Genomic DNA, 26,019 nt, shown 5'->3' on the forward strand with positions numbered 1-26,019 from the left:
ACAACCGATGTTATGTTGGTTAATAAAACGCTTTTATTCTTTCTTTTGTTGCCAGGGTTTAATTGAAAATGGCAACAACACTCATACCCGGCAATACTTTGGCAGGTACTTTTTTAATTTCGGCACGGATCTGTATGGTTTGGCTTGTTGGGTCCACACTGGGCCCAATATGGCTTATTACAGCCTCTAATTGCTGTTGTGATTCTTCGACATGCAACACTATGGCTTTACCTACTTCAAGCCAGCTCATCCAATGAGCAGACACAATGATTTCAGCCTCTAAGCTGTTAAGGCTGACTATTTTCATCAAGGCTTGTTGCTGTTGCACTATTTCATGGGTATGTACGTCAACTTGTTCAACCACACCTTGAAATGGCGCTTTTATGTCACAACGCTCTACGTTTAGTTGCGCCATAATCCGTTCTGCCTCTATCTTTTCAGTCTCGGCCTGGGCTATTGCAACGTCAAGAGTTCCTATAGAGTTCAACTTGCTGAGTTGTTGTGCATTTTCTAACTTTAACTGAGCGACCAACACTTCAGACTGTACTTTGTCTCGCTGCGCTTTAAATAAGCGACAATCAAGCCTGATCAGCGGGTCACCTTTTTTAAAGGATTCTCCGACTTTTTTTGGGACAGCTATCACTTTAGCCGCAAGCTCGCTGGATAAAGTGGCCTTACTGGAAGCCACTAACATGCCGCGAGCACGCTGTTCTTCGGCATGAGCTGAGGTTTGCAGCACAAACAGCAGTATTGTGCCTATATAGATCAACTTCACTGTTGTATCACTCCGACGCATGCTGCACGGCAGGCTCAGGAGTTGTATTAACAATACCCAAGTCACCTTGTTGCCATTTGCTGGTCAGCGCCTGAAAGGCTGCAGATAATTGCTCAAGATCCATAGCGCCAAAGCCTTCAGGCAAAGGGTCCAACCCCATGGATACCAATACTTTGCCGTAGTTGTTTTGTACTTCAGCATAAGCAACGTCACGACGTAACTCAGCCAACAAGGCGTTTAAGTCTTCCCGGATCACTGTCAACTCACCAATGCTTTGAGCCGCTCGGTTTGAATCCACCTGGGTTTTTATACGTTGGGCTACATCGAAATATTGTGTAGCTAACTGGTAGGTGTCGTTCGATTCTTTGAATTGAATATCTGCAATATGAACCTGAGAAATAACAGCCATAGAGGTGGCAAGTGCCTGTTGCTTGCTAGCCGCAATCTTTAAGTTATTCAACTCATCGGTTTTGCCGTGTCGAAACACATTCATTAAATTCCAATTCACGCCTAAACCAGCAGTAGTCCAGTTATTGTTACGCAGATAATCAGTATCGTTGTAATTCACGCCGGCATTTAAACTTAAGCTTGGAAATAACTTCAGAAATGCCGAATGCACTTCGTCTTGGGTAATACGTTCCTGATATTGCGCTTCAAGTAATTCAGGACGACGAACCAAAGCTGTTCGCTCCATAGTGTTGATATCTAACGTCAAATTCGGCAGGGTGAAATCCGGATTTTTCACGTCGAGTAATTCAAAATCGGTTGCAGGGTTTAATCCCATCAGGGTGGCAAGTTCAGCTTTAGCTGGCATTAACTCTTTGCGAATGTCTTGCAGGGTACGTAAGGTCTCCAACAAATCACGCTGGTAAGTTAAAGCGTCAATTGGCGACTGTGCGCGCAGTTGCTCCAAGCGGGCTGAATCATCCAAAGCTGCCCGGGATTTCATAATCAACGGATCGATTTTCGCTAACAAGCGCTCTGCTGATACGGCTCGATAATAGGCGCTTCGCGATTGGGCCATGATCATTTGGATCACTTTGCGTTCACGTTCTTTGGAAATCAAAAACCGGTCGGCTTGTTGCTTAGCGCGATAATAAGATAAACCAAAATCAAGCACATCCCAGGTTGCGCCTATACTGGCGTTTACCGTACTTTTGTCCGACGACACTGAATAACTTGGATTATCACTAATAGGGCCGGGTTTATCACCAATAAAGGCAACTGATGCTGAGGCCGCGTAATTGTTCCGTCTGTTATATCCAGCCTGAGCAGCGAAATCGGGTAACATGTCAAATTGATCAACAGCTAACTGGCCCTGAGACATGACAGCCTCAAAAGCTTTTAATCTTGCGTCTCTGTTGTATTTGATCGTACGGGCAAAAGCCTGGTGCAAATCAATAGGACCAGTCACAGCCGCCACGTCTTGAGCCAGGGTAGATGCGTTTTCGGCTGCATTAGCCATCACATCCTTATCAGACAATTGTTCCGGGGTTACCGAACAACCAGCCAATGCTGCCGCAATAAACACAGCTAAAGTCGTACGGGAAAACAAGTATCGAGCATACATAAATCAACCCCTTTGAAAACTATAAAATGTAATTGAGCTAGTCAAACACCAAAGGCTTTTTGACCTGAAAGAACAATAACAGGAGGAAACAGCTGCCCTCCTCTGGCCGTGACAATATAGGTACAAAACGCAAAAAAATTACCTGTCGCACATGCTTTGTCTGAACATAGATGAAGCAGAGTTCAACTCCAGTTAATTCCGGAAGAAGATTCCGACATTAACTCGTCATGCGACTTTGAATCGATGAGCGCTGAGCGTACAATTGATAAATTTGATAAGTCGATGATATCAACTAGTTAATGGGAGCACAATACTACTCCGACGCAAGATCCTGAACCTTTTTAGTGCGAAAAAAGCTGTGCCTGTTGTCATTTATTTATCCTGTTTTATTCATGTAAAGGTAAGGCTTTTTTACCAGCCATCTCGCATGCTGCGGGCTCAAATAGTTGAACAGTCAACAGACAGAGCTTTGCTATGAACAACTCACTCCACTCTTTCCTGTCAGCCATCATGATATGTAGCAGCCTATTATTAGCATCTTGCGGTGGAAGTAGTAGCAACAATGAAGGCCCGCCAGTACCAGTTAAAGGCATTGACATTAACTTTCCGGCAGGCGCAGAAGTACCGGACAACAGATATGTCGATACCTATAAAATTCTGGTATTTGGTAATAGTCACGTCCATTCTCACAACCTGACCGGTTTGCTGCATGATCTGATCATTGCTGGCCGACCCGAGGTAAAAGTGCAACAGACCATAGCCAATGGAAGTAGTTACCTGGATGAACGCTTAGTCAAAAGCACTGACTTGCATTTGCTGCAATCCGGCGGCTGGACTCACGTGATCCTGCAGGGCCAGAAGTATTCGACGACTGGTCTTTATACCTACCCGATCGATGCCAGTATCATTTGGCTCAGAGCAGCAAAGGCACGCAACGCAACACCCATTTTATTTCCTGAACATGGTCAGAGGGGCAATACAACCGAAGGGAGCCGTGTGCACTCGCTGCATCAGTCAATTGTTGCTTTGGAGCCTGGTTGCGTTGCCCCTGTTGGATTAGCATGGGATAACCTGAGTCAACAGGATCCTCAAATGGTGCTACATGAAGCCGATGGCAATCATGCGGCTTTGGCGGGCTCCTTCCTGACGGCTTTAGTGTTTTATCAAAGTATTACCGGCAATAATGCAGAACTACTGCCATTTCAACCTAAAGTTGCATTGCCTGAACCTCAGCAACGGCTGTTACGGCAAGTCGCCGCCGCTACCTTGCAGCACAATCCGGCATGCCCCTTTTAAATGGTATATTCATGCAACAAATGAATATAAAAAACCACAATAGCTTATCGAAAACCATAAAAACCAACACATAAAACACTGATATAAATAGGTTTTTGCAAAAACACTTTTTGAACACAAATTAACTGTTGGTTATTTATCCAAAATTGTTTAAAGTGCGCGCTAATTTGCTGCCCTCAAGCTGCATTGCCGCTGGCTTTTGCATTGTTTTGCTATGCTTAAGCAGTGGTCGCATTTTTGTCACAGGCCAGCCTTAATCTTATTTTGTTTTTGCCAGAAGGAAACAAAACCATAGTGCGCACTACAGAACTTGTTGATGGCTTTCGTCAGTCCGCCCCTTATGTGAACTCTCACCGCGGTAAAACCTTTGTGGTAATGCTCGGTGGTGAAGCCATAGATCAGCCTGGCTTTCGCAGCATTATTAATGATATAGCGTTGCTAAATACGCTTGGCATTAAAATAGTGCTGGTGTATGGCGCCAGGCCACAAATTAATAAGGCGCTGGAAAACGCCGGTTTAAATTGCGATTACCACAACAGGATCCGGGTCACAGACGATGATTCCTTTCATGTGATCAAACAAGTCGCAGGCGCTTTGCAGCTGGATATTACCGCCCGTTTATCCATGAGTTTGAGCAATACGCCAATGCACAATGCTCAAATCAACGTGGTCAGTGGTAATTTTGTCATAGCTCAACCTTTGGGTGTTGATGATGGCGTTGACTACTTACACAGTGGCCGGGTGCGTCGTATCGATGTGCAAGGTATTCGCCGTCAGTTAGATAACAATGGCATAGTGCTGATGGGGCCTATAGCGGCTTCTGTCACAGGCGAAAGCTTTAATCTGACGGCGGAAGAAATTGCCACCCAAGTCGCAATAAAACTCAAAGCGGAAAAAATTATTGGCTTTAACGAAGTCGGCGGCATTGTCGGCGATGATGGCGACATTACCGCTGAATTGATGCCTAATTATGCCGAACATGTGATGTGGCAGATGGAAAAAAAAGAAGATGCCTGTACCGCCACTATAGCCTTTTTACACGCGGCCATTACGGCCTGTCGTTCTGGTGTTTCGCGTTGTCACTTAGTCAGCTATGGCGACAATGGCGCTATGCTGCAGGAATTATTTTCCCGTGACGGTATTGGTACGCAGATAGTAACCGAAGCGGCTGAACGCTTACGTGCTGCCAGCATTACCGATATTGGCGGTATTCTGGATTTGATCCGTCCTCTGGAGCAACAAGGTTTATTAGTGCGTCGCTCCCGTGAACAGCTGGAAATGGAAATAGACCAGTTTGTGGTGATCGAAAGGGATGGCTTAATTATTGGCTGTGCCGCGCTTTATCCTTTCCCGGAAGAAAACGTTGGTGAATTTGCCTGCTTAGCTGTGCATGAACACTACCGTGATGCCGACCGTGGCAGTGCCTTGCTGAAAAACATTATTCAGCTAGCTCGCCAACGCAAGTATTACCGTTTATTTGCGCTGACCACCCGCAGTATTCACTGGTTCCAGGAACATGGCTTTGAACTGGTGACAGTGCAGGATTTACCAGAGAAAAAACAACAGCTGTATAACTACCAACGCCGCTCTAAAATTCTGGCGCTGGATTTATAAGGTTTTTTTCTGCTGTACTTGTTCAACCACAGTCCGGGCCAAAGCCCTGGCTGTGGTCCACTTGCCTCCGGATACCGTTAACAACTGCTGTTGCCAATTTAATGCATACTCCCGGCTAGCAGTGCTGGCACTGTCGCTGCCTCCCAATAAAGGCCTGACGCCGGCAAATTTACTCTCTACATCAGCTGCAGACAATTGGCTGTCAAAATAATGGTTATACAGCTTAAGCAAATAGCTCTGCTCTTCATCACTGCACTCTATAGGCTCTGCCAGACTTTGCCGTACTTCTGTAGTGCCCAGTAAGGTTTGCCCCTGATAAGGCAATACAAAGACAATACGGCGCTCACCCGGCACTTCCAGCATATGACCATAACGACTGATTGCAGGCAGCAATAAATGACTGCCCCTCACCAAGTCTAAAGCTTGTTGCAACGGCAACTCAGATTGCTCCAATAGCTGATTACTCCAGGGACCTGCTACATTCACTACCAGGTCAAAGACTTGCCAATCAGAGCTGTTCCCGGCAAAGACCCCACCTGTTGCTGTGATTTGACTGACAGGACAATGTTGATGGATTTGTACCCCAGCTTTGATGGCTTGCTCCGCCACCCAAAGCCCGAGTTTTCTGTCATCCATCTGGCCATCAAAAAATAAATAAGCCCCTGTTAAACCATCAGTTTTTAGTTCAGGCGAGCAACGTTTTGCCTGCTCCGCTGTAAGCCAGCGATGCCGGCCTATGCCTTTTTTCCCGCTCAGTACGTCATAAAGCCACAAACCAATTTTGATTTGCCAGCGGGGTCTTTGGCCGTTCTGATAAATGGGATACAAAAGCGGCAATCTTTTAGTTAAGTGTGGTGCTTTCTTTAGCCACCAACGTCTTTCCTGCAATGCTTCATGCACCAGCCGAAATTCGCCCTGCTCCAGATAACGTAAGCCTCCATGCAGTAATTTGGAGGAGGATTTACTGGTCGCCTGCATCAGCTCATCTCGTTCAAACAACTCCACCTGATGACCAGCCAAAGCCAATTGCCAGGCCGATGACAAACCGTTAATACCACCACCTATTACAGCTATTTTCATATGCTAATCCATTAAGTCTTTGATCTATAAAAGCAGAACCAGACTACTTTGTCGACGTGGAACCAAAATCTGTGACTATTGAGTTTGTCGTTGTTCAGCTCTACTCGGTCAAACTCGGCAATATAACTTTCGCATTTTGTCCCGATATTTTTTCTTGCATTAGAATTTAGATATGCTAAAAACAATTCCGATGGACGCTTAACTATTTTTGCAGGGATTCATTTTGTCACTTTCAGTCGGTCACCTTTTTTTTCAAAAAATACGATCTGTCGCCTTTACTTTAGCTGCGCTTGTTTTAGCTATAGGTCAATGGGCAGATTTCCGTGATGTTGTTACCTCAACCTACGAAGGTTTTATTACTCACTTCACCGACAAAGTGGAATTGAAACAGCTTTCTCACGTCAGAGTTGGCGCCAACCTTTCCTTCCTTGAAACTTTGTTCGGTCCGGCCAAGCTGATTAAAGTGAAAGATAGTGAAAAAAAATCCCAGTACAGATATTACGACAACGACAAGTTTCTACTGGCTTTAGCAGTCGAGAATGGGCGTGTAAGTGCATACCAGATCATCAGCCTGCAGGAAGGTTTTCAGCCTTCTATCGGTTTTTCAAAGAACCTTTTGAACTCTGAAGCGCTGCAGAACATTCAGAAATTTGATGGCACCTTTTCAACTGACACAGTCAACCTCAGATATTATCTGGAGCAAGCCACTTTAGGCCGGGAAGGTATGTTTTTTGAACAGCAGCTTGGTTTCATTGAGTACGGCTCCGGCTCTCAGACTTATGCGGAACTGGAGCAAATAAACGAGCAATTGCTGCTAGCAGGCGATAATGAAAAACTGTTACCTATAGTCGAAAAGTTACGAGCTAAGCTGATACCTAATGTCTACTCTATTGGCGAGCTATCTCTGGAACAAGCGGCAGATATGCTGTTGACCCGTTATGAGTTTCATGCCTATTTTGCGCACGGGAAACCTCAGTAATGCATATTCAGCGCGTTATACCTTTTTTACTATTTGGTCTTTTCATTACAACTCAAGTTCAGGCATCGCACTGGTGGCAAGAACCACCTGCGGACAATGAGCAGTATCTTTATGGGCTTGGCCAGGGCAATACTCTGGCGGAAGCGCAACAACAGGCACTGGCAGATATATCAGGAAAACTCAGCACCAGTATCTCAGCGTCTCTTGATCGAGTCACGCAGGATACAGGTATCGCCTACAACGACTCAGTCCGTCGTCAAATCCGCAGTGAACTTAAGGACATTGAACTGAGCCAGTTTCAATTAGTAAAAAACAGGACAGAGAAAACGCAAACGATAGCCTTGGTGCAATTAGACAGGACAAAACTGGCGAGCTTATGGAGCAACCAGATTAGTGAAGCGACCAACAAGTTATCGTCTCTGCTGCAGACAAAGACCATTACCGATTATCAGCAATGGGCTGAACTTAAAAAGTCTTTAGCATTTGCTGAACAAAGTAGAAACCTGAGCATAAGGTTGTTTGCACTGAATGGTACCCAACCAGGACCTGACTTCCATTACGCGATAGAACAGTTGCTAAAAAAACACCCGATGAAGGTCGCACTGAAAGGTTCAATACCGCAATTAAACAGAGCTTTGCTGCAGCAATTTAAGCAAAGTGGATTCGTCAGTTGCAGTTCAAACTGCAACTTGACCATTAGCTATCAGGACAGCACAACTCACGATCTGATGTTTGGCGAATATTTAAGTAGCCTGAAGGTTATTTATGAAGTGTATGAACGTCAAAGCCTCATAGCGACGTCAGAAAAAAGCGTACAAGTGACATCTGTATCCAGTCATAGCTCCGCTGATGAAGGTTCTGTCTCAGCGCTAGTAAAAGACCTGCAGAATCGCGGCCTATTTGAAGTGGTAGGACTCGAATTATAACCCTAAAAGCGATAAACAAAGGAGATGTAACTATGATCAATCCAAGAGCATTCTTAATAGTGCCGCTGGCTATCAGTGTATTAGCAGGATGCGTTTCAAACGGTGGTCCCGCATTGAATGAAACCCAGTCGGTCAACATTCCCAAAGCGGCAATGGCTCCAACCCCTGACGATCTAAAAGCTGAACGCAAAATTGTTATGCTACCGTTTGAGTATGCAGAACAACATCACGCTTCGATAGCTTTCACAAGTTATACCAATCTCGAACAAGCACTGATGAGTTCTGGTAACACCATTATCGAGCGTGATATTGCGGCAAAAATGCGCGAAGAGCTTTTAGTCGCGGAAAAAACAGGTAAATACAGAACGTCAGGACTGCAAGCTGCTGACATTGCGGTTATGGCAAAAGTAGTTAAAGGTGGGTACAGCAGCTCTTTTTCTGAACGGGATTCGTGGCGGGATGATGATGGAAAAACACATGTAACTCCGGCAAGTTGTAAGTTCGAAGGTAATGTAGCTTTGCATATCAGAGTCTATCGGTTACCGGAAATGGCTCAGATTGCAACTTTTGAGTTTGATGGCCGCAGTAGCAGTAACACCGAGACCAGTAACAGCCGCTGCCCTATATCAGACGCAGAAGTAAACTCACTGCTCAAGAATGCCAGCGTTGTGGCTGTTCGTGAGCACCAATACAAACTGCTAAATACGCTTGTGCCGCCTTTTTTTGTGATAGAGCGCCGACAAGCACCGGGTAAGAAAAACGAAGCCCTGTTCCGCACTACCATCAGTAATTCCAAAGGGGCTAAAGCTGGTGCTAAAGTAAACTTCTTTCGACGTGAACTGAAAATAAACCCGTTAACTAACGAGCAAACCGTAGAGGAAATACTGATCACTGAAGGCACCATCACCAAAGACATAGACAGCAACGGCTCCTATGCGCTGGTGAAAGATGAGGCTGCCATCAACAAGCTACAACTTGGTGACGTCGTAAAGATGGAACACGACCGCTGTCCTGATGGTTTTTATTGGTTTTTAGGTAGTTGCCATAAAAATCTGAATATGTTTTAAGGAACAAAACAATGAAACTTAAATTATGTACCCTTGTTTTATCGACCTTGTTTTCGGGTTGTGCGTCTACTACCGAAAAAATCAATTACGACCATTGTATGTTCCCTGATGCACCAAAAAAGTCTGCACCAGGATGGATCTGTGATCAACCTGTCGAAGGACTATATATGCAGGCTGTGGGCTACTCTGCCAAGCTAGCATCTGGCCCGGGAATGATGAAAGATATCGCCGCAGCGGAAGCACGTAATCAATTGGCTACGTCGTTCAGTACAGATGTAGCGTCAAAATTGACCCGTGTAACATCCGAAAAACTGGCAGGTCCCCAGTCTGCTTCCACAGATACGATAGAACGGATCCAGAAAAACGTATCGGCAATGGAAATAGTGAACTCAAAAATTTACCGTACACAATACAGCCCTTCAGGAAATATGTATGTATTGATAGGTATTGACGCTAAAGCTTATGAGCAAAATATCAATAAGTTGCTCAATCAGTCGGTTGATACAGAGAATCCTGAGTTATATCGCAAGTTCTTATTACAGGAGGCAGAAGCTGCTCTGGATAAAGCTGCGGAGAAGCTCAAATGAAACACGCCTGTAGCTTAGTCTTCTATGTATTTTTGATAATGGGTTGTTGTTCAGCAACAGCCCAAACCGACTATGAAGCTTGGAAGCATCAACATCTGCAACGATACAAGAGCTTTAGCCAAGACTACCAGAATAGATACAGGGAGTTTAAAAAACGTTTGGCCCCAAAATGGGGAGAGGAGCCTGAGTTATCCAGTAATAGCAGCTTTGTCAGCTATTCCAAAGACTTAAATCAAAAGACTGTACTCGACTTTGACAAGCAAGAGATCCGTGTGGAAATTCTGGAAGGCAACGGAAGTGTCACCACAGCACAGGACATAAAACAGACTATCTTGCAATTTACTTCACAATCCGTATCGGCTGCCGCAGCTGAAGACCCATTATTATCGGACGTGAATGTTAGTGACACGCGAAGTCTGGCTGTTGCCATGGTGCCAGATCAATCATTTGCAGCAGCGATAGAACAGTCGGTAGTAGAAGTACAGGAAACGAAGGTAAATCCTGCACCAGAGCATCCGGGGTCGACTGTATCAGCAAAAACTGGCACAGCGGCAGAAAAGCGTGTCAAACAATATACAGTCAAGCTGGGCAACAAAAACTTGCTGCAGCACAGAGCGGCCGCATATAAAGAATATGTAAGTAAAGCCTCCAAAGAGTACAAATTGGACAGCTCACTGTTGCTGGCAATAATGCAAGTTGAATCCAGTTTTAACCCCATGGCACAGTCGCCCATTCCAGCTTTTGGCTTAATGCAGATAGTTCCTGAGAGCGCGGGAAAAGACGTCAATACTAGGGTATTTAAGATCAAAAAAGCACCGAGTCCAGAACAGTTGTTTGCACCAGCTCACAATATTAAGTTTGGTAGCGCTTATTTGAATATTCTTGAGACAAATTATCTGTCCAGTGTTACAGATCCACTCAGCAGACATTATTGTGTAATAGCCGCATACAACACCGGAGCAGGCAATGTAGCCAGCGTATTTCATCCAAAACGTGAAAAGGCGGTTGCTGAAGCTATAAAGGTAATCAACACACTGACACCTAAGCAAGTGTACGAGAAACTGATTACAGAATTACCCTATGATGAAACTCGGAAGTATTTGCGCAAAGTAACAGAAGCTATTCCAAACTATGCGACAGAGCTTTCCGACGCTGCAAGGACAAGCAAATAAATCTAAAGTAGCACACCTGTTACTTCTGCTAGTTCAGAATTGAGCTGACAGTTACCAGTTTTGTGCTGGTGTCTGTCAGCTCATCTGACGAATGGCTGATAAATGATATGATTCGACCTGAATGCATGCAGACACCAGCTCCTCTCTCTGTTGCTATAGCTCCAACTCAATAGCAGGAGACACAGATGTTAGAACTCAGACCAAACTGCGAGTGTTGTGATACGGATTTAGCGCCAGCAGATCAGGCTTATATCTGCTCTTTTGAATGTACCTTTTGTCCGGAGTGCATGCACCAACTGGCAGGGATTTGTCCAAATTGCAGCGGGGAGCTGGTCAAAAGGCCGATACGCCCAGCCTCTAAATTAGCAGGCAATCCGCCTTCTGCTACAAGGGTGTTTAACCCCGACTGCAAAACAAATACAGCACCTTAGTTCATCAACGCCATAGCAGTTTGAATTTGCTGTTCAGTTAAGCCCTGATCCTGCATTGAGCTGACCAGGTTATTTTTCGCATCAACCACACCACGGCTCAAAGTGCTGACTTCTGCTTGTAGCGCTTTTACCTTTTCCTGTTTTTCTTCAGGTGGCATAGAACTATTACTCATCAGCTGTTGCAACTCTTGCTGTTTTTTTTCAAGCTCTTCCTGTTTATCACGTATAGCTTTCAGTGACTGCTTAACGCTGTCAGGCAACTCACTTTCGTCTATATCTTTGTCCCTTTCGGCTTTTTTGGATTTATCTAAACCCAGCGGCGACAGATCAACATGAATACCGACAGGAGCTTTACTGCTGTCTTTTTCCGGCTCTGAGCTGTTGTCATCCGAAACCGAAGCTGGCGGCGTTGCTGCAGGCACTGCATTTTGAATGCTAACATTGAGCATCTGATTTAAGTCCATTTTTATCATCAGCTTTGCACCGAAAACAGAGAATTCACTCTGTTATCGGCGCCACTTCAATAAACTTGAAGCAGCTTTAGCGGGTTTGGCCGTCCCCTATCACTATGTATTTTTCTGTAGTGAGCGACTCCAGCCCCATAGGGCCGTAGGCGTGCAGCTTAGAGGTAGAAATACCAATTTCAGCCCCTAAACCCAGCTCGCCACCGTCACTAAAGCGTGAAGACGCATTCACCATCACCACAGCGCTGTTAATTTGCTTTAAAAACCTCTGCGCTGTGCTGATATCCTGAGTGCAAATTACCTCGGTATGACCTGAGCTATGGCGCTGGATATGAGATACGGCCTCGCCATAACTGGCCACAGTTTTCACTGACATAGCTAAACGTAAATACTCGGTATCATATTGCGCTTCATCCGCTTTGCTGGCCTGACTGAAATAAGGCAAAGACAAATCGCAGGCAAACACCTCCACCTGTTTTTCTTCAAAAGCCGCAGACACCAGAGCTAAAAACTCTGGCGCTATCGACTGATGCACTAATAAGGTTTCCAGCGAATTACAAACCCCAGGCCTTTGGGTTTTACCATTGAGCAATAACGCCATGGCTTTATCCAGATCGGCCGCTTTGTCGACATACAAATGGCAGATACCTTTGTAATGCTGGATCACAGGTATTTTGCTGTGGTCGCTGACAAAATGGATTAAACCTTCGCCGCCTCTTGGTATCACTAAATCAACCGAATCTTTTTGCTGCAGTAGTTCCAGCAATAAAGCCCGGTCCGGATCGGGGATCACACTGATAGCTGCAGGGTTGACGCCTTGATTTTCCATCGCTTTATGCAACGAAGCGGCAATAGCCAGACTGGACTGCAGAGCTTCACGACCACCGCGTAATATCACCGCATTGCCAGACTTTAAACATAAAGCGCCAGCGTCTGCTGTGACATTAGGCCTGGCCTCGTAAATCATGGCGATGACGCCCAGCGGGATCCGCATTTTACCCACCTGAATACCATTTGGTCGTGGCGCCATCTGACGGATTTGGCCTACAGGGTCTGGTAAAGCAGCTATGTAACGCACTGCATTGGCTAAGGTTTTAATTCGCTCTTCGGTGAGTAATAACCTGTCGAGCATGGCCTCTGCTAACTGTTTTTCGCGCCCTGCCGCCATATCTTTGGCATTGCCTGCCAGAATCAAAGCTGTGTCGGCTTCTAACTGATCAGCCATAGCCAGCAATAACTGATTTTTATCAGTTTCGGATAACTGAGCCAGTTGCAAAGCCGCGATTTTGGCTTGCTGGCAAATGGCTTTAATATTCACACTAGTCATACTCAGCCCTCTACCAAAGCTAAATCGTCGCGGTGCACCACAACTTCGCTTGGGCAATACCCCAAAATACTTTCAATTTGCTGGCTGTGCACGCCACGGATTTTACCAAGCTCAGCCACACTGTATTGACTGATGCCTTTTGCCAGCTGTTTACCGGCTTGGTCACACAACCAAATCGCATCACCTTTATCAAAATCACCGCTGATACTGCTGATGCCTTTTGGCAGCAAAGAGGCGCCTTTATGCAATAAAGCCTGCACGGCGCCGCTGTCGAGTTGCAGCTCACCGCGGGTTTTTAAACTGTGTAATAACCAGTGTTTTTTTGCACTTAAACGCTCTTGCTGTTTATGAAACAGCGTGCCACAAGCTTTACCAGCCAAGAGTGCTGCGAAGCTGTCAGCTTTCTGGCCGTTAATAATTAAGGTATCAATGCCTTGTGAAGTGGCTTTACTGGCCGCCTGCAACTTGGTGGTCATGCCCCCTGTGCCAATGGCATGATGACTGCCGCCGGCCATGGCATAAATCTCCGGTGTGATTTGATGCACTTCAGGAATAAGCAGCGCATTGCTGTCAGCACGTGGATTGGCGGTATATAAACCGTCGACATCAGAGCAAATAATTAAGGCATCGGCATCGACAACAGTCGCGACCAAAGCGGCCAGATTGTCGTTATCACCCACTTTTAGTTCAGCTGTCGCCACAGTATCGTTTTCATTGACGATAGGCAGCACACCGTGATCGAGCAAAGTACGCAGCGTATTGTGGATATTTAAATAACGGTTACGGTGCTGCAAATCATCATGTGTCAGCAGAATTTGTGCGCAGTCAAAGTCGAGCAAGTTACGCCAGCTTTGCATCATGCGGGTTTGGCCTACAGCAGCCATAGCTTGTTTAACGTTAATGGGTAAGGGGTGATGGGCAAAGGGAATAGCAGCGCGGCCTGCAGCCACACTACCTGAAGAGACCAATACCACTTCAACCCCTTGTTGCCTGCACTCGCTGATAAACCCAGCGATCGCCAGCAAATAACGAGTGGAGCAACCTTTTGCTTCCGGTGCGATCAGGGCACTGCCCACTTTCAGCACCAGACGTCGCCACTTTAACCCTGCCATAAAACCCATTTATCTCCAGTTATTTTTTGACCACCCGAGCATACCTATTTAGACGTATATATGTCTATACCCGTCTTACTTGAAGCTGTAGCTTTGTTGACTGCAGGCTTCACCCAATCACATAGTGAACTATGTATGCTCCTGGGGTCTCCATCACTTGTCGCCTTGTTGCAGCTGCAATTACTTTTGCTACTCGTTTTGGCCTCAAAATAACGCATAACAACAGTAAATGGCGTATAGCCTAAGTAAAAGGTAGTTCGGTAAAATCTGACCCACAATGCATTACTTTTTGTCATAAGCAGAGCCTGATGTCGCACAACACTATTGCACTAAACCAACAGCGCCAACCTTTGGATCACCTCGACTCTGTCTGGCTCTTTGGTTACGGCTCACTGATTTATAAAACTGACTTTGACTATGTGGTTGCTAAACCAGCCTGCATTTATGGTTGGGAACGCCGCTTTTGGCAGGGCTCACATGATCATCGTGGTACGCCTGAGGCGCCTGGACGGGTGTTAACCCTGATTGAATCACCTGGCGCACGTTGCGCCGGCATGGCTTATCAAGTAACACCAGCGACCTTTGAACATTTGGACCATCGTGAAAAAAATGGCTATTTGCGTATATTTACCCCACTACACTGGCTGAATGAAACAGGTGAAGTGCAAGGCGTGGTGTATTTAGCCCGCCCAGATAATGAGGCTTATCTGGGCCCGGATACAGAAGCAGCTATAGCAGCGCATATAGCGCGAAGTCATGGTCCAAGTGGGCCTAACAGTGAATACCTGCTTCAGCTGGCGCAGGCGCTGCGCGATATGAATGAGCAAGACGAACATGTGTTTGCTATTGAGCGCGAACTGTTAAGGCAACTAAAGCAAACCTAATCGCTGCACCATTCCTTCACCAGGCACCATTCCTTCACCAGAATACTGGGGAGCGCCTCTTACTTAGACTCTCCAACCTTTACAACCTTCAGCTTTATTTGCCGCCATCCAGCAATCTCCTTAAAGGACCAAGGCCACAAGTTGTTAAACATTGCTCAGGGTCATGTTTTTAGTTCAGCGCTAATTCAGCTCAACTGAGTTAGAATAACGGCACAGAAAATCAGGAGATTTCGTATGATAGCCAAACAGTTAGGTTTAGTTGCCTTATGCAGCACTTTAGTTTTATCCGGTTGTGCCAGTATGAATATTGCGCCGGAAAACCAGAACACAGCCAAAGGCGCCGCTATAGGTGCTGGCGTGGGTGCAGTGCTGGGTAAAGCTACAGGCAATCATAAAAACAAAAGACTGGCCATTGGTGCTGCTATTGGCGCTTTAGCTGGTGCCGCTGTAGGTCGTTATATGGACCATCAGGAAATGGCATTGCGTGATCAGTTATCCGGTACTGGTGTCAAAGTGCACCGTGACGGCGATATTTTGCGTTTAGAAATTCCATCCCAAATCACCTTTGCTGTGAATCAATCCGCCATCCAGCCTCAGCTGTATCCGGTGTTAAACGACGTTGCAAAAGTACTGGGTGAATACGACAAAACTATGTTGGTCATCAGCGGTCATACGGACGATACCGGTGCTTACGACTACAATATGCAGCTGTCGAAAAAACGGGCTGAAAGCGTCAAAGATTATTTAGTAGCGCAGCGTTTGAACCCAATTCGGATTGAAACTCAGGGTTTAGGCCCAAGCTACCCGGCAGTGCCAAACAATTCGGAAAGCAACAGAGCCATGAACCGCCGCGTTGAGATACATATCGAAGCCATCACCCAGTGATATACCCTACGTACTTGAAGCTGCAGCTTTGTTGACTGCGTGCTCTCGCCCCAGCCACATAGACGACTATGTTCCTGGGGTCTCGATCACTTGTCGCCTAGCTGCAACTCCAATTACTTTGGCTATACAAAAAGGCCGGTCTGGACTTGTAATTTGCAGCGGGTGGATTGTAGGGGTCGCGGCTTGTCCCAACCCTGTACCACGATAGAACAGTTCTGAATTTGAGACGGGCGGGGACAAGCCCACGCCCCTACCGCTCTGCCGCTGCATTGAATGCAGTAGCAGCATAGCCGGAGTTTTTTATGGGTTTATTGTGGTTAGTTACGCTGATTTGGGCTTTTAGTTTTTCCCTGATTGGCGAATTTTTGTCTGGCCGGGTAGACCCTTATCTGGCGGTCAGTAGCCGTATGCTGCTGGCTTTAGTGTTATTCCTGCCCTGGCTATTAAAAAGCACCAGCTCTAAAACTCAGGCTATGGCTCTTGCCGCCATTGGCGCTATACAACTGGGGCTGATGTACCTGCTGCTGTATCACAGTTTTCTGTATTTAACTGTGGCCGAAGTGCTGCTGTTTACCATTCTGACCCCTGCCTATATCTCTATACTGGATTACTTCTGGCGTTATAAAAAGCTGCATCTGCGCTGGTTAGGCCCTGCTCTGCTGGCTATTCTGGGTGCTTTAGTGATTCGTTATCAAAACTTAAGCGCAGATTTCTGGTGGGGTTTAGTGCTGATACAAGCGGCCAACTTATGTTTTGCTTTTGGTCAGGTGGCTTATCGCCAGCTGGATTTGGGTTCTACGGGCTCACAACGCTATAACTTCGGTTGGTTTTTTGTTGGTGCCACTCTCATCAGCTTACTGGCGACAGCTTTATTTGCTGACTGGAACAAGATACCAAGGACCACTCTGGATTACAGCATTTTAGTCTGGTTAGGCCTGGTGGCTTCTGGTTTAGGCTATTGGCTGTGGAACGCAGGCGCGCGGCAAGTGAATGCTAACCAGTTGGCCGTGATGAATAATGTCTTAATTCCTGCAGGTTTACTGGTGAACTTTGTATTCTGGCAACACAACGTTAATTGGTGGACATTTTGTATAGGAACAGCACTTATTATTTTATCTTTGTTCTGGGCGGGTCGTACTACCTGAGTTTTTTAATAAAACCTCAGGTAGCTGGTTACGCCATGTAAAAAGCACCTTACTCCAGCTTATCGTCGATAGGAATAGGCATTTCAGAGGGGATAACTTTCACATCAATTAAATTGCCATCCCTGTCATAGATCTTAATTATTGTAATAATTGCCATCTTTCCCCGTGCCGCTATAGTGGTAACGGATGTAACCGCCTTTTTACCTCCTGGCAGACTCTCTTCTGATGTCATTGTGTTGCCCGCGCTAGCCTCGGTGTTTAAAACAGATAAGCTGTGTTTTTTCATTTCGCCAGCCGACAGTTGCACAACAAATGCCCTGACACTCTCTCCGTTTTTATCTTTCCATGTATAAACTATTGAATCGCCCTGTCGGGTTTCCGATACACAATTGGTGACGCAGTCCGTTTTATCAACCTGACTTTGTACTTCATTGATATAAAGACCTGACAAACAGCACAGTAAAACAAGTACGCCCCTCATAAAAACCCCATTTATTTAACATTAAGAAACAAAATATGAACATACCAAAAAAAAGAAACAATATGTCAACAGGTAACGTTTTTAATAAGGCCACATGAGGTTTCTGAGCAGTCTATAAAGCTATAGACCTGTGATTTATTACTTCAGGGCAAGTGAAAGAACTCTGGAGTCTTTACATCCTATTGACGATCAACGAGTCGCATTCACTCAGGTGTGCAGCTAATACTTCGCTATCACTGAATGTTCATCAACACTGGCAACAAAACGTAAGCTCCAGTGGTATTTACTTTTTCGTTTAGACATAGTCAGCATGCGCCAGGATAAGTCTGGTGCATTGAGCACATGCCGAACTTCATCCACTTTAATTTCTCTTGGTACAGTGATTTGCAACAAACAGATGTTATCTCTGCAGCCTAAGGCTTGCGGTTGCGCCTTAAACTTTTGCACTGCAGCTAACATCAGCTGCTCAAGCTTAAGCTCTGTTTCATGGTCAGCAGCTTTTTGTCTGGAGTAATGCAACTGCTCTGCTGCTTCAATGAAATTCCGGCTTTTAAACACAGCTTCAAGCTCACGACTTAATAAGCTGCCATTCTTGCTGATCAGTTTTAAATGCCAGTTTTCGTGTAAATCCAGAGTGCAGCCGCGACCATCCAGACATAAGGCGGAAGAGGATTCTACCAACTCTGAGTCAGGCTTCGCCTCAGCATGCTGCAGCTCTATGCCTATATCTGGCATTGCGACGTCTTGAGCGCGTTCGTTCTGTGGTAACAGCTCCGATACCTGATCAGGCTTTTTCACGGTGCCGGGTTCTGCTGGTACCAAAGAATTGCTCTTTGCCAACAGCAGCCATGCCCCCAAAACTATAAATGCAGCAAATATCCATTTCATCGCAAGTGACTCCCTTGTCTTAGGTTAGGTTGTTACTGCTCTGCAAAAGCCTTCTTTACAAAATTAGGCAAAGCCATAGCGGCCTGATGCACTTCTGCATTGTAGTACTGAGTTTCAAAGGCAGGATTTTGTGCAGCGTCCACACGGAAGCCTTCAAATTTGCTGTCTTTGCGGGCCAAAGTACAAGTCCACCAGCCGGATGGATAGACCATCTGTGGGAACAACAAGCTTTGTAAATCAGCAAAACCAGCGTCTGTCATGGCATCACGCATGGCTTTCAGCAGCGGCATATGAATAAGAGGCGACTCACTTTGTTGCACTAAAATACCGCCTGGGCGCAGTGCTTTTAAGCAGCTTTCATAAAATGCTCTGTTAAATAATCCTTCGCCCGGGCCTATAGGGTCTGTGGAGTCGACGATCACAACGTCTAAAGATTCTGGTTCAGCGTCACGCATAAACTGAATACCGTCGGCAAATTTTAAGGTCGCGCGTGGATCGTTGTTGGATGCACAAAGCTCTGGGAAGTATTTTTCCGCCATGCGGGTGACTTGTTCGTCGATATCAATTTGGGTGACTTGTTCGATATCAGGGTGTTTTAATACTTCGCGCAAAGTACCACAGTCACCACCACCTATAATCACCACTTGTTTTGGCGCCGGGTGAGTAAATAAAACCGGGTGGCTTAACATTTCGTGATAAAGGAAATTGTCACGGCTGCTCAGCATAATCACGCCATCAATCACCATCAGATTACCAAAATGCGTGGTCTCAAACATTTCGATATGTTGAAAAGGCGACTGCACCTCATCCAGTTTTTTGGTGATGGCCAAACCAAAAGCACTACCACTGGCCGTAAAAATTTCGGTGAACCATTTGTTGTCGCCCGACATACTCATCTCCTGAAAATCAACTAAGCTAGGTATTTTGCCAGTCAGGGCACTATGAGACAAACTTTTCATGTTTTTTTCACAGCATTGGCTTTAAAATAGCGCATCATTTTTTTAAGGGCACGACAATGGCAGATTGGGGTATCGAAAAAGCACGATCCATATATAACGTAGCAGTCTGGAGTGAAGGCTATTTTGATGTTAACAATAATGGCGACCTGGTAGCTTATCCGGACCAGGACCATAAAAAACCCGGTATTAATTTCCCGGAACTGACTGCCCGTTTTAAAGAGGAAGGTTTAACCCTGCCCGTATTGGTGCGTTTTACCGATATTCTGCAGCACCGTGTTGGCACCTTAATTAATTCTTTTGCTCAGGCGAAACAAGAGCGTGAGTACCAAGGTGAATACACTGCCGTTTACCCTATCAAAGTAAACCAGCAATTTTCTGTAGTGAAAAAGCTGGTGAGCCATGACAGCGGTAAAGTAGGTTTAGAAGCAGGTTCCAAGCCTGAACTGATGGCTATTTTAGGCATCACAGACAAACCACTGCGTATCGTATGTAACGGCTATAAAGATTCTGAATTCCTGCGTTTGGCCACCATTGGCCAGATGATGGGCCATCAGGTTTATGTGGTGGTTGAAAAAATCACTGAATTAAAAACCTTAATCCGCGAAATCGACAGCTTAGGTCAGGCACCTTTAATTGGTATCCGAATCAAGCTGAACTCGGTTGGTAAAGGTAAGTGGCAGAATACAGGTGGTGAAAAAGGCAAGTTTGGCTTAACCGCCACTCAGGTATTACAAGCCATCGACATTTTGCGTGATGCCGGCAAACTGGACCTGTTGCAGTTAGTGCATTTCCATATCGGCTCGCAAATTGCGAACATTCGCGACATTCACAACGCCATTCGCGAATGTGCCCGTCACTACGCTGAACTGCGCACTTTAGGTGTGCCTATTCAAACCGTAGACGTAGGTGGTGGTTTAGGTGTGGACTACGAAGGTTCGAACTCACGTTCTGCCTGCTCCATGAACTACACCATGCTGGAATACGCCCGTAACGTAGTGTACGGCTTAAAAGAAGTCTGTGACGAATACGACTTACCGCACCCGAACATTATCACTGAGTCTGGCCGTGCTATGACTGCACACCACGCTGTGTTAATTACCGATGCGATTGACGTAGAACGTGCGCCAGGTCTGGTTAACATGCCAGAACCAAGCGAAGACTCACCAGCTGTGATTTGGGCCTTGTGGGATTCCTATAAAAACGTCACGCCTCGTACTGCGGTCGAAGCTTACCACGATGCTGTGCATTATTTTACCGATGCCCACGCTCAGTATGTGCACGGCCTGCTGACGCTAAAAGACTGGTCTTTGCTTGAGCAAATTTACTTTGCCACTATCAACAAAGTGAAAAACAAGCTGGATTTATCCTCACGTTCACACCGTGATATTCACGATGAACTGAACGAGAAATTAGCCGACAAGCTGTTTGTGAACTTCTCTTTGTTCCAGTCTATGCCAGATGCCTGGGGTATTGACCAGTTATTCCCTGTGATGCCACTGGAACGCATGAACGAGTCGTTGGAACACCGCGCTATTATTCAGGACATTACCTGTGACTCAGACGGCGTACTGAAAAGTTATGCCGACGGTAACGGTATTGAATCCAGCTTGCCGCTGCCTTCGTATAAAGAAGACTCGCAGTTCCTGCTGGGTATGTTTATGGTCGGCGCGTATCAGGAAATTCTGGGCGACTTACACAACCTGTTTGGCGACACCGACTCTGTCCATGTTGAACTGGACGACGAAGGCGGTTACCGTCTGACCAATGCGATTAAAGGCGACACAGTGGCTGACGTATTACGTTATGTTCAGTTTGACGCGAAGAAGCTGCTTGCCTCTTACCAGAAGCAATTAGCACGGATGGACTTTACCCCTGAAATGCAGGCGTCTTATTTAGATGAACTGAAATCCGGGGTTTATGGTTACACCTACTTCGAAGATTAAGGTAAACTTGCCACTGATCAGATGAGTGAAGGGGTTAGAGCACTTACGATTGTGCTCTGCCCCTCTAAATTTTAGATGGTGGTGTTATGTTGCATTTCTTACCAGCCCCAATACGTGGCTCGCTTTCTTTTCTGCTGTACTTTATCAACACTATTTTTTGGGCCACGCCCATTCTGATCCTGGCCATAGTGAAGCTGCCTCCGGTAAAAATCTGGCAAACCTGGATCACCTATTTACTGGATTTCTGTGCTACCAGCTGGATCACCTTAAATAACTTAACCAGCCGAATCTTTAGCCGTATTCGTTGGGATATCAAGGGTATAGATAATTTAAGCGTGAAAGACTGGTATCTGGTAATGGCGAACCATCAGTCCTGGGTTGATATTCTGGTACTGCAAAAAGTCTTTAACCACAAAGCGCCGTTTTTAAAGTTCTTCCTGAAAAAAGAACTGATTTATGTGCCTGTAATTGGCTTATGCTGGTGGGCGCTGGATTTTCCTTTTATGCAGCGCTTAACAGCCAAACAGCTGGCCGAAAAGCCTGAACTCAAAGGCACTGATATAGCCACGACCCGTAAAGCCTGCGAAAAGTTTCGCTACAAGCCGGTGTCTGTGATGAACTTCCTTGAAGGCACCCGCTTCACTCAATACAAACATGACAAACAACAATCGCCTTTTACCCACTTGCTCAAGCCTAAAGCCGGTGGCATTTCTTTTGTACTGAATGCGATGGGTGAACATTTGCATAAACTGCTGGACGTAACCATTTGTTACCCCAAGGGTATCCCTACCTTCTGGGACTATATTTCCGGCAAAGTGCACGACATTAAAGTGCGGGTGCGGGTATTGCCTATAGAGCCAAACCTGATTGGTGATTATGAAGATCCGGTTTTTAAACAAAAATTTCAAGCCTGGGTGAATCAACTCTGGTTAGATAAAGATTTGTTATTAACAGAGCTGAAGCAAGGAGAGCGGAGCTAATGCTGTATTGGTTGCCTGTAGTACTGAAAGCCCCTTTGGCGTTTTTGCTGTTTAGCTGCAATCTGGCGTTGTGGGGAACTATTGTCACCCTGATTGGCATAGCCAAGTTGTTGTCGCCAAACGCAGCAGCAAGAACCTTTTGGTCTAGACCTGCACATTGGGCATACCGGGGGTGGTCGCGTTATAACAAAGTCTTGATGGAATTGTTTAACAAAGTGGAATGGCAAGTCAGTGGCGTAGCTGAACTGAAAAAAGACAGCTGGTATTTGCTGATCTCCAACCATAAAAGCTGGCTGGATATTCCGGTGTTAAGTCAGTTTGCATTAAACCGTATTCCTGAACCTAAATTCTTTTTAAAAGAACAGTTAAAATGGGTGCCCTTTATTGGATCAGGTTCCTGGGCTTTGGATATGCCTTTTATGAAACGCTATAGCCAGGCACAAATAGCGAAAAAACCGGCACTGAAAGGCAAAGACATTGAAACCACCCGAGAGTCCTGCGAAAAGTTTAAAAACACCCCAACTACCATTATCAACTTTGTCGAAGGCACCCGCTTTACCAAACACAAACATAAACAGAAACGTAGCCCGTTCCGGCACTTATTGCCCCCCAAAGCAGGCGGCATTGCCTTTACGCTGGCCAGCATGGGCCCGCAGTTTCATTCGGTATTAGATGTCACTATTCTATACCCTGACAATCCAGGCCATGTAGCCTTAGATATGCTCTGTGGCCGTTTAAAACGCGTGGTAGTTTTGGTTGAAATCTTGCCGGTTGATCATCAAATTATTGGCGACTATTTTAACGATGAAACTTTCAGAGTCAGCTTTCAGAACTGGCTGAATCAGCGCTGGCTGAAAAAAGATCAGGCCATAGCGGCTTACCATGATCCAGAGACATCAGCTTCGGAAAACGCCTTGTGTTAGACATGTATTTACAACAAGCGGCCAGCTATTTTGGCCAGAACTTACCACCAGAACATTTACTGATGTTAGCCGTCAGACTACTACTGGCCTTTGTATTGTTATGCCTGCTTTTTGCTCTGGCCCGCCGTTATCTGATGCCTGCTATAGCTCATTTGCTGGACAAAGTAGATGGCGACTTAGAACACCAAACTGAAAAAGAACGGCTGAAACTGGCCAGCCATGTGGCGCATTTAATACCAGCAGTGGTACTGATCAGCTCAGCCGAAAAATTTTTCCTGCATTGGCCAGATTTTATGTCGGTTGTGCATCTGGGCCTTTGGATCTATCTCTATTGTTTTGCAGGTATGGCTTTTGCTGCACTGATTAATTTTGCCACCGCTATTTACAGCGCAGTAGACCGTCAGAGCAATGTGCCTTATCTGGGGCTTGCTCAAATTCTGAAATTACTCGACTTTATCGTCGTAGGCATACTGATCCTCAGTACGCTGCTGGACAAATCTCCGGTCTATTTACTCAGCGGCTTAGGCGCTTTAACTGCGGTGTTATTATTGGTATTTAAAGACACTATTTTGGGTTTAGTCGCCAGTATTCAGTTAGCCACTAATAACATGGTAAACCGCGGCGACTGGATTGAAATGCCTAAATACGGTGCAGATGGTGCTGTGATTGAAGTGGCACTGACCACGGTCAAAGTGCAGAACTGGGACAACACCATTACCACTATTCCTACTTATGCACTAATTTCCGACTCTTTTAAAAACTGGCGGGGCATGCAGCAATCCGGTGGTCGCCGTATTAAAAGAGCCATCAAAATTGATATTCACAGCATAGGTTTTCTGGACGAAGCGGAAATACAACAACTGCTGCAACAGCAAGTGCTACAACCATTTTTTGCTACACAGCAGGCGAAGGACTTGTTACAGCAACCGCACCTGACCAACCTGAAGCTTTTTCGCCATTACACCCAGTGGCTGTTGCAGCAGAACCCAAATATCAATCAGGATATGACGCTGATGGTGCGTCAGCTGGAATCTAACGAAGTAGGTTTACCACTGGAGATTTATTGTTTCAGTTCAGATAAAGTCTGGACCAACTACGAGCAAATTCAGGCAGAGATTTTCGAAACCCTGTTTGCTACACTGCCCTTGTTCACATTAAGCACCTTTCAGCGAATAGGTGGCAGGCAGCATGAGCTTTAACTTTTGTATGCACTAATCAGCAGATTACGGGGAGTGAGTTGATAGTCACAGAATTGTTTAACATTCACCTGATAGCCTTGTTGTTGCAAAAATAAGGCTCTGTCCAGCACAAGCCACTGCTCCAGCAAAGGCCGGAACAAGGATCGCACCAGCTGCATTTTTTGTACTAATAAATGCCGCTGTTGCCCCAGTTGCAGATAATAATCCCAGTTTGTATCAGCCGGAATTTGCCATTGATGCTGCGAAGCTGCCCAGTGCGCAAAAGCGCTGAACTCGCCACTAAACCAATGTTTAGGTACAGAAGATAAAGGCCGGTATTCTGTTACACCTTGCAACGCCTGATACAACTCCTGATAAGCCAAACGCCACATGACTTCGGTATGACGTAATCGTGTGACCCGGTCGCCCGCTGTGACCTGAGCCTGCACTGCCAGCTTGAGTTCGTCACGGCTTAACTGAGCCAAAGTACTGTGCTGCGCCAAAGTGGATAAGGCCTGGTACTGCTCAGTGGCTATTAAATGATAACAACAAGGCACTATGTCCAGTTGCTTTGTACCAGCCTGGCTGGCCAGCTGCAGCAAGCGAATATGCAATTCACCACAAGCGTGCAAAGCCACAACCTGCTGCCCTGTTCTAAGGTGTTTTGAAGTGCCAGCAGATAACACATCCGCCTGAATAAAGTTCTGTGGTAGTTTTAGTTTTTCCGCCTGTTGCTGGCCCTCACTGCAAAGCTCCTCCTGCCATTCCAGGCTGCATACCTCTCGCTGCCGACTAAAACTAAGCCAGCGTCCTAAATGACCTTTACCGGCACACCATTCCAGTACAGGCAAATCGCTTTGTTGCATCCCTGTAGCAAAAGCCTGAATTTGTTCCAGTTTACGGCCTTTAATATCACGGCTAAACCAGAATGGTAGCTCGGTTTGTGTTGGCTTTTTACTGCCGGCTGTTGCCAGATTAAAAGGACTGAACTGATTTAGCTCTGGGAAAAACTCAGAAAAATAGTTGCGACGATACACTTCGTCCTGATCCAGCCGCTGTATTTCTGCCGGAGTGACCTGCTGTAAATGCTGGCCTAGTCCGGTATCGGCCCATGGTAAAGCTGTGAGATGAAAAGGGCTAAAGCGCCAGAACTGCTGGTACTGAGTGAGTAACAGATCCAGGTGCAAAAACTGTTCAGACAAAAGCTGGGGCATAAGCGGATAAAACATCTGTGACCACAAAAACTGTTGCTACTATAACACCGCAGACAACAAAAGCGGCTTCGGCTTTTGCTTAGTATTTTGTTCAGCATTGCCAGACTTCAACTGGCATCAAGGCTAAAAATAATGCACA

25 protein-coding genes are annotated in these 26,019 nt (G+C 45.9%); 15 read left to right on the plus strand and 10 right to left on the minus strand.

Annotation, left to right across the window (positions count from 1 at the left end):
* Nucleotides 1-58: 58 nt before the first annotated feature.
* Both EK374_RS18755 and EK374_RS18760 read right to left on the minus strand, forming a co-directional pair.
* A complete protein-coding gene (locus tag EK374_RS18755; protein WP_164731914.1) occupies nt 59-775 on the minus strand; it encodes an efflux RND transporter periplasmic adaptor subunit in 717 nt (238 codons plus the stop codon).
* Nucleotides 776-782: 7 nt separating this feature from the next.
* Entirely contained in the window at nt 783-2,345 is a 1,563-nt protein-coding gene (locus tag EK374_RS18760) for a TolC family protein (protein ID WP_127026059.1), read from the minus strand.
* Nucleotides 2,346-2,819: 474 nt separating this feature from the next.
* On the opposite strand from EK374_RS18760, the gene EK374_RS18765 reads away from it, so the two are divergent.
* Nucleotides 2,820-3,641: a hypothetical protein gene (locus EK374_RS18765; protein ID WP_127026060.1), complete on the plus strand. Its 822-nt coding sequence runs from the start codon at nt 2,820-2,822 to the stop codon at nt 3,639-3,641.
* A gap of 294 nt (nt 3,642-3,935) precedes the next feature.
* Nucleotides 3,936-5,255, plus strand: coding sequence for an amino-acid N-acetyltransferase (argA, locus tag EK374_RS18770; protein WP_127026589.1), 1,320 nt, complete (start codon nt 3,936-3,938; stop codon nt 5,253-5,255).
* Here argA and EK374_RS18775 read toward each other — a convergent pair.
* Entirely contained in the window at nt 5,250-6,335 is a 1,086-nt protein-coding gene (locus EK374_RS18775; RefSeq protein ID WP_127026061.1) for a glycerol-3-phosphate dehydrogenase/oxidase, read from the minus strand. The genes argA and EK374_RS18775 overlap by 6 nt on opposite strands.
* A 223-nt stretch (nt 6,336-6,558) precedes the next feature.
* Between EK374_RS18775 and EK374_RS18780 the strand changes: the two genes are divergently transcribed.
* The 6 genes from EK374_RS18780 (at nt 6,559) to EK374_RS18805 (ending at nt 11,497) form a co-directional block, all read left to right on the plus strand.
* Nucleotides 6,559-7,314, plus strand: a complete 756-nt coding sequence (locus tag EK374_RS18780) for an ETEC_3214 domain-containing protein (protein ID WP_127026062.1) — start codon at nt 6,559-6,561, stop codon at nt 7,312-7,314.
* Nucleotides 7,314-8,240, plus strand: coding sequence for an LPP20 family lipoprotein (locus EK374_RS18785; RefSeq protein WP_127026063.1), 927 nt, complete (start codon nt 7,314-7,316; stop codon nt 8,238-8,240). The genes EK374_RS18780 and EK374_RS18785 overlap by 1 nt, the downstream gene beginning before the upstream one ends.
* 32 nt (nt 8,241-8,272) lie before the next feature.
* Nucleotides 8,273-9,307 carry a hypothetical protein gene (locus EK374_RS18790; RefSeq protein ID WP_127026064.1) on the plus strand — a complete coding sequence of 345 codons (1,035 nt, stop codon included), beginning with the start codon at nt 8,273-8,275 and terminating at the stop codon, nt 9,305-9,307.
* Nucleotides 9,308-9,318: 11 nt separating this feature from the next.
* The gene (locus EK374_RS18795) at nt 9,319-9,894 is read left to right on the plus strand and encodes an LPP20 family lipoprotein (protein ID WP_127026065.1); all 576 of its coding nucleotides are present in this window, start codon (nt 9,319-9,321) and stop codon (nt 9,892-9,894) included.
* On the plus strand, nt 9,891-11,066 hold the full coding sequence (locus tag EK374_RS18800) for a transglycosylase SLT domain-containing protein (protein ID WP_127026066.1): 1,176 nt from the start codon (nt 9,891-9,893) through the stop codon (nt 11,064-11,066). Before EK374_RS18795 ends, EK374_RS18800 begins: the two co-directional genes overlap by 4 nt.
* Nucleotides 11,067-11,251: 185 nt before the next feature.
* Entirely contained in the window at nt 11,252-11,497 is a 246-nt protein-coding gene (locus EK374_RS18805; RefSeq protein WP_127026067.1) for a DUF1272 domain-containing protein, read from the plus strand.
* On the opposite strand, the gene EK374_RS18810 is transcribed toward EK374_RS18805, so the two are convergent.
* The 3 genes from EK374_RS18810 to proB all read right to left on the minus strand — a co-directional run bounded on the left by EK374_RS18810 (nt 11,494) and on the right by proB (nt 14,409).
* A complete protein-coding gene (locus EK374_RS18810; RefSeq protein WP_127026068.1) occupies nt 11,494-11,970 on the minus strand; it encodes a hypothetical protein in 477 nt (158 codons plus the stop codon). The genes EK374_RS18805 and EK374_RS18810 overlap by 4 nt on opposite strands.
* 67 nt (nt 11,971-12,037) lie before the next feature.
* A complete protein-coding gene (locus tag EK374_RS18815; protein ID WP_127026069.1) occupies nt 12,038-13,288 on the minus strand; it encodes a glutamate-5-semialdehyde dehydrogenase in 1,251 nt (416 codons plus the stop codon).
* A 2-nt stretch (nt 13,289-13,290) separates the two neighbouring features.
* Nucleotides 13,291-14,409 (minus strand): glutamate 5-kinase, encoded by a 1,119-nt coding sequence (proB, locus tag EK374_RS18820; RefSeq protein ID WP_206099240.1) that lies wholly within the window; start codon nt 14,407-14,409, stop codon nt 13,291-13,293.
* Between the two features lie 299 nt (nt 14,410-14,708).
* Between proB and EK374_RS18825 the strand changes: the two genes are divergently transcribed.
* The 3 genes from EK374_RS18825 to EK374_RS18835 all read left to right on the plus strand — a co-directional run bounded on the left by EK374_RS18825 (nt 14,709) and on the right by EK374_RS18835 (nt 17,314).
* Nucleotides 14,709-15,284 (plus strand): gamma-glutamylcyclotransferase, encoded by a 576-nt coding sequence (locus EK374_RS18825; RefSeq protein WP_127026070.1) that lies wholly within the window; start codon nt 14,709-14,711, stop codon nt 15,282-15,284.
* A gap of 234 nt (nt 15,285-15,518) precedes the next feature.
* Complete coding sequence (locus tag EK374_RS18830) at nt 15,519-16,169, plus strand: OmpA family protein (protein ID WP_127026071.1); 651 nt, start codon at nt 15,519-15,521, stop codon at nt 16,167-16,169.
* 302 nt (nt 16,170-16,471) lie between these two features.
* Nucleotides 16,472-17,314: an EamA family transporter gene (locus EK374_RS18835; RefSeq protein WP_127026072.1), complete on the plus strand. Its 843-nt coding sequence runs from the start codon at nt 16,472-16,474 to the stop codon at nt 17,312-17,314.
* A gap of 49 nt (nt 17,315-17,363) precedes the next feature.
* Here the strand turns inward: EK374_RS18835 and EK374_RS18840 are convergent, their stop codons facing one another.
* The 3 genes from EK374_RS18840 to speE all read right to left on the minus strand — a co-directional run bounded on the left by EK374_RS18840 (nt 17,364) and on the right by speE (nt 19,573).
* On the minus strand, nt 17,364-17,795 hold the full coding sequence (locus EK374_RS18840; RefSeq protein WP_127026073.1) for a hypothetical protein: 432 nt from the start codon (nt 17,793-17,795) through the stop codon (nt 17,364-17,366).
* A gap of 219 nt (nt 17,796-18,014) precedes the next feature.
* Nucleotides 18,015-18,683 (minus strand): hypothetical protein, encoded by a 669-nt coding sequence (locus EK374_RS18845; RefSeq protein WP_127026074.1) that lies wholly within the window; start codon nt 18,681-18,683, stop codon nt 18,015-18,017.
* Nucleotides 18,684-18,715: 32 nt separating this feature from the next.
* Nucleotides 18,716-19,573 (minus strand): polyamine aminopropyltransferase, encoded by an 858-nt coding sequence (gene speE, locus EK374_RS18850; RefSeq protein WP_206099241.1) that lies wholly within the window; start codon nt 19,571-19,573, stop codon nt 18,716-18,718.
* Nucleotides 19,574-19,698: 125 nt separating this feature from the next.
* Between speE and speA the strand changes: the two genes are divergently transcribed.
* From speA to EK374_RS18870, 4 genes are all read left to right on the plus strand, one after another.
* A complete protein-coding gene (speA, locus tag EK374_RS18855) occupies nt 19,699-21,585 on the plus strand; it encodes a biosynthetic arginine decarboxylase (RefSeq protein ID WP_127026075.1) in 1,887 nt (628 codons plus the stop codon).
* Between the two features lie 86 nt (nt 21,586-21,671).
* Nucleotides 21,672-22,565 (plus strand): acyltransferase, encoded by an 894-nt coding sequence (locus EK374_RS18860; protein ID WP_127026076.1) that lies wholly within the window; start codon nt 21,672-21,674, stop codon nt 22,563-22,565.
* Entirely contained in the window at nt 22,565-23,488 is a 924-nt protein-coding gene (locus EK374_RS18865; protein ID WP_127026077.1) for an acyltransferase, read from the plus strand. Before EK374_RS18860 ends, EK374_RS18865 begins: the two co-directional genes overlap by 1 nt.
* 2 nt (nt 23,489-23,490) lie before the next feature.
* Nucleotides 23,491-24,687: a mechanosensitive ion channel family protein gene (locus EK374_RS18870; RefSeq protein ID WP_233280409.1), complete on the plus strand. Its 1,197-nt coding sequence runs from the start codon at nt 23,491-23,493 to the stop codon at nt 24,685-24,687.
* Here EK374_RS18870 and EK374_RS18875 read toward each other — a convergent pair.
* A complete protein-coding gene (locus tag EK374_RS18875; protein ID WP_233280284.1) occupies nt 24,684-25,895 on the minus strand; it encodes a methyltransferase in 1,212 nt (403 codons plus the stop codon). The two genes, EK374_RS18870 and EK374_RS18875, sit on opposite strands and share 4 nt — an antisense overlap.
* Nucleotides 25,896-26,019 lie beyond the last annotated feature (124 nt).

The organism is Rheinheimera mangrovi (assembly GCF_003990335.1).
GTDB lineage: Bacteria > Pseudomonadota > Gammaproteobacteria > Enterobacterales > Alteromonadaceae > Pararheinheimera > Pararheinheimera mangrovi.

Bases quoted from the DNA above. Each gene is read 5' to 3' on its own strand.
- EK374_RS18760 (WP_127026059.1), bottom strand. From the start codon at position 2,345: ATGTATGCTCGATACTTGTTTTCCCGTACGACTTTAGCTGTGTTTATT.
- EK374_RS18765 (WP_127026060.1), top strand. From the start codon at position 2,820: ATGAACAACTCACTCCACTCTTTCCTGTCAGCCATCATGATATGTAGC.
- EK374_RS18775 (WP_127026061.1), bottom strand. From the start codon at position 6,335: ATGAAAATAGCTGTAATAGGTGGTGGTATTAACGGTTTGTCATCGGCC.
- EK374_RS18785 (WP_127026063.1), top strand. From the start codon at position 7,314: ATGCATATTCAGCGCGTTATACCTTTTTTACTATTTGGTCTTTTCATT.
- EK374_RS18790 (WP_127026064.1), top strand. From the start codon at position 8,273: ATGATCAATCCAAGAGCATTCTTAATAGTGCCGCTGGCTATCAGTGTA.
- EK374_RS18795 (WP_127026065.1), top strand. From the start codon at position 9,319: ATGAAACTTAAATTATGTACCCTTGTTTTATCGACCTTGTTTTCGGGT.
- EK374_RS18800 (WP_127026066.1), top strand. From the start codon at position 9,891: ATGAAACACGCCTGTAGCTTAGTCTTCTATGTATTTTTGATAATGGGT.
- EK374_RS18805 (WP_127026067.1), top strand. From the start codon at position 11,252: ATGTTAGAACTCAGACCAAACTGCGAGTGTTGTGATACGGATTTAGCG.
- EK374_RS18810 (WP_127026068.1), bottom strand. From the start codon at position 11,970: ATGATAAAAATGGACTTAAATCAGATGCTCAATGTTAGCATTCAAAAT.
- EK374_RS18815 (WP_127026069.1), bottom strand. From the start codon at position 13,288: ATGACTAGTGTGAATATTAAAGCCATTTGCCAGCAAGCCAAAATCGCG.
- proB (WP_206099240.1), bottom strand. From the start codon at position 14,409: ATGGGTTTTATGGCAGGGTTAAAGTGGCGACGTCTGGTGCTGAAAGTG.
- EK374_RS18825 (WP_127026070.1), top strand. From the start codon at position 14,709: ATGTCGCACAACACTATTGCACTAAACCAACAGCGCCAACCTTTGGAT.
- EK374_RS18830 (WP_127026071.1), top strand. From the start codon at position 15,519: ATGATAGCCAAACAGTTAGGTTTAGTTGCCTTATGCAGCACTTTAGTT.
- EK374_RS18835 (WP_127026072.1), top strand. From the start codon at position 16,472: ATGGGTTTATTGTGGTTAGTTACGCTGATTTGGGCTTTTAGTTTTTCC.
- EK374_RS18840 (WP_127026073.1), bottom strand. From the start codon at position 17,795: ATGAGGGGCGTACTTGTTTTACTGTGCTGTTTGTCAGGTCTTTATATC.
- EK374_RS18845 (WP_127026074.1), bottom strand. From the start codon at position 18,683: ATGAAATGGATATTTGCTGCATTTATAGTTTTGGGGGCATGGCTGCTG.
- speE (WP_206099241.1), bottom strand. From the start codon at position 19,573: ATGTCGGGCGACAACAAATGGTTCACCGAAATTTTTACGGCCAGTGGT.
- speA (WP_127026075.1), top strand. From the start codon at position 19,699: ATGGCAGATTGGGGTATCGAAAAAGCACGATCCATATATAACGTAGCA.
- EK374_RS18860 (WP_127026076.1), top strand. From the start codon at position 21,672: ATGTTGCATTTCTTACCAGCCCCAATACGTGGCTCGCTTTCTTTTCTG.
- EK374_RS18865 (WP_127026077.1), top strand. From the start codon at position 22,565: ATGCTGTATTGGTTGCCTGTAGTACTGAAAGCCCCTTTGGCGTTTTTG.
- EK374_RS18870 (WP_233280409.1), top strand. From the start codon at position 23,491: ATGTATTTACAACAAGCGGCCAGCTATTTTGGCCAGAACTTACCACCA.
- EK374_RS18875 (WP_233280284.1), bottom strand. From the start codon at position 25,895: ATGTTTTATCCGCTTATGCCCCAGCTTTTGTCTGAACAGTTTTTGCAC.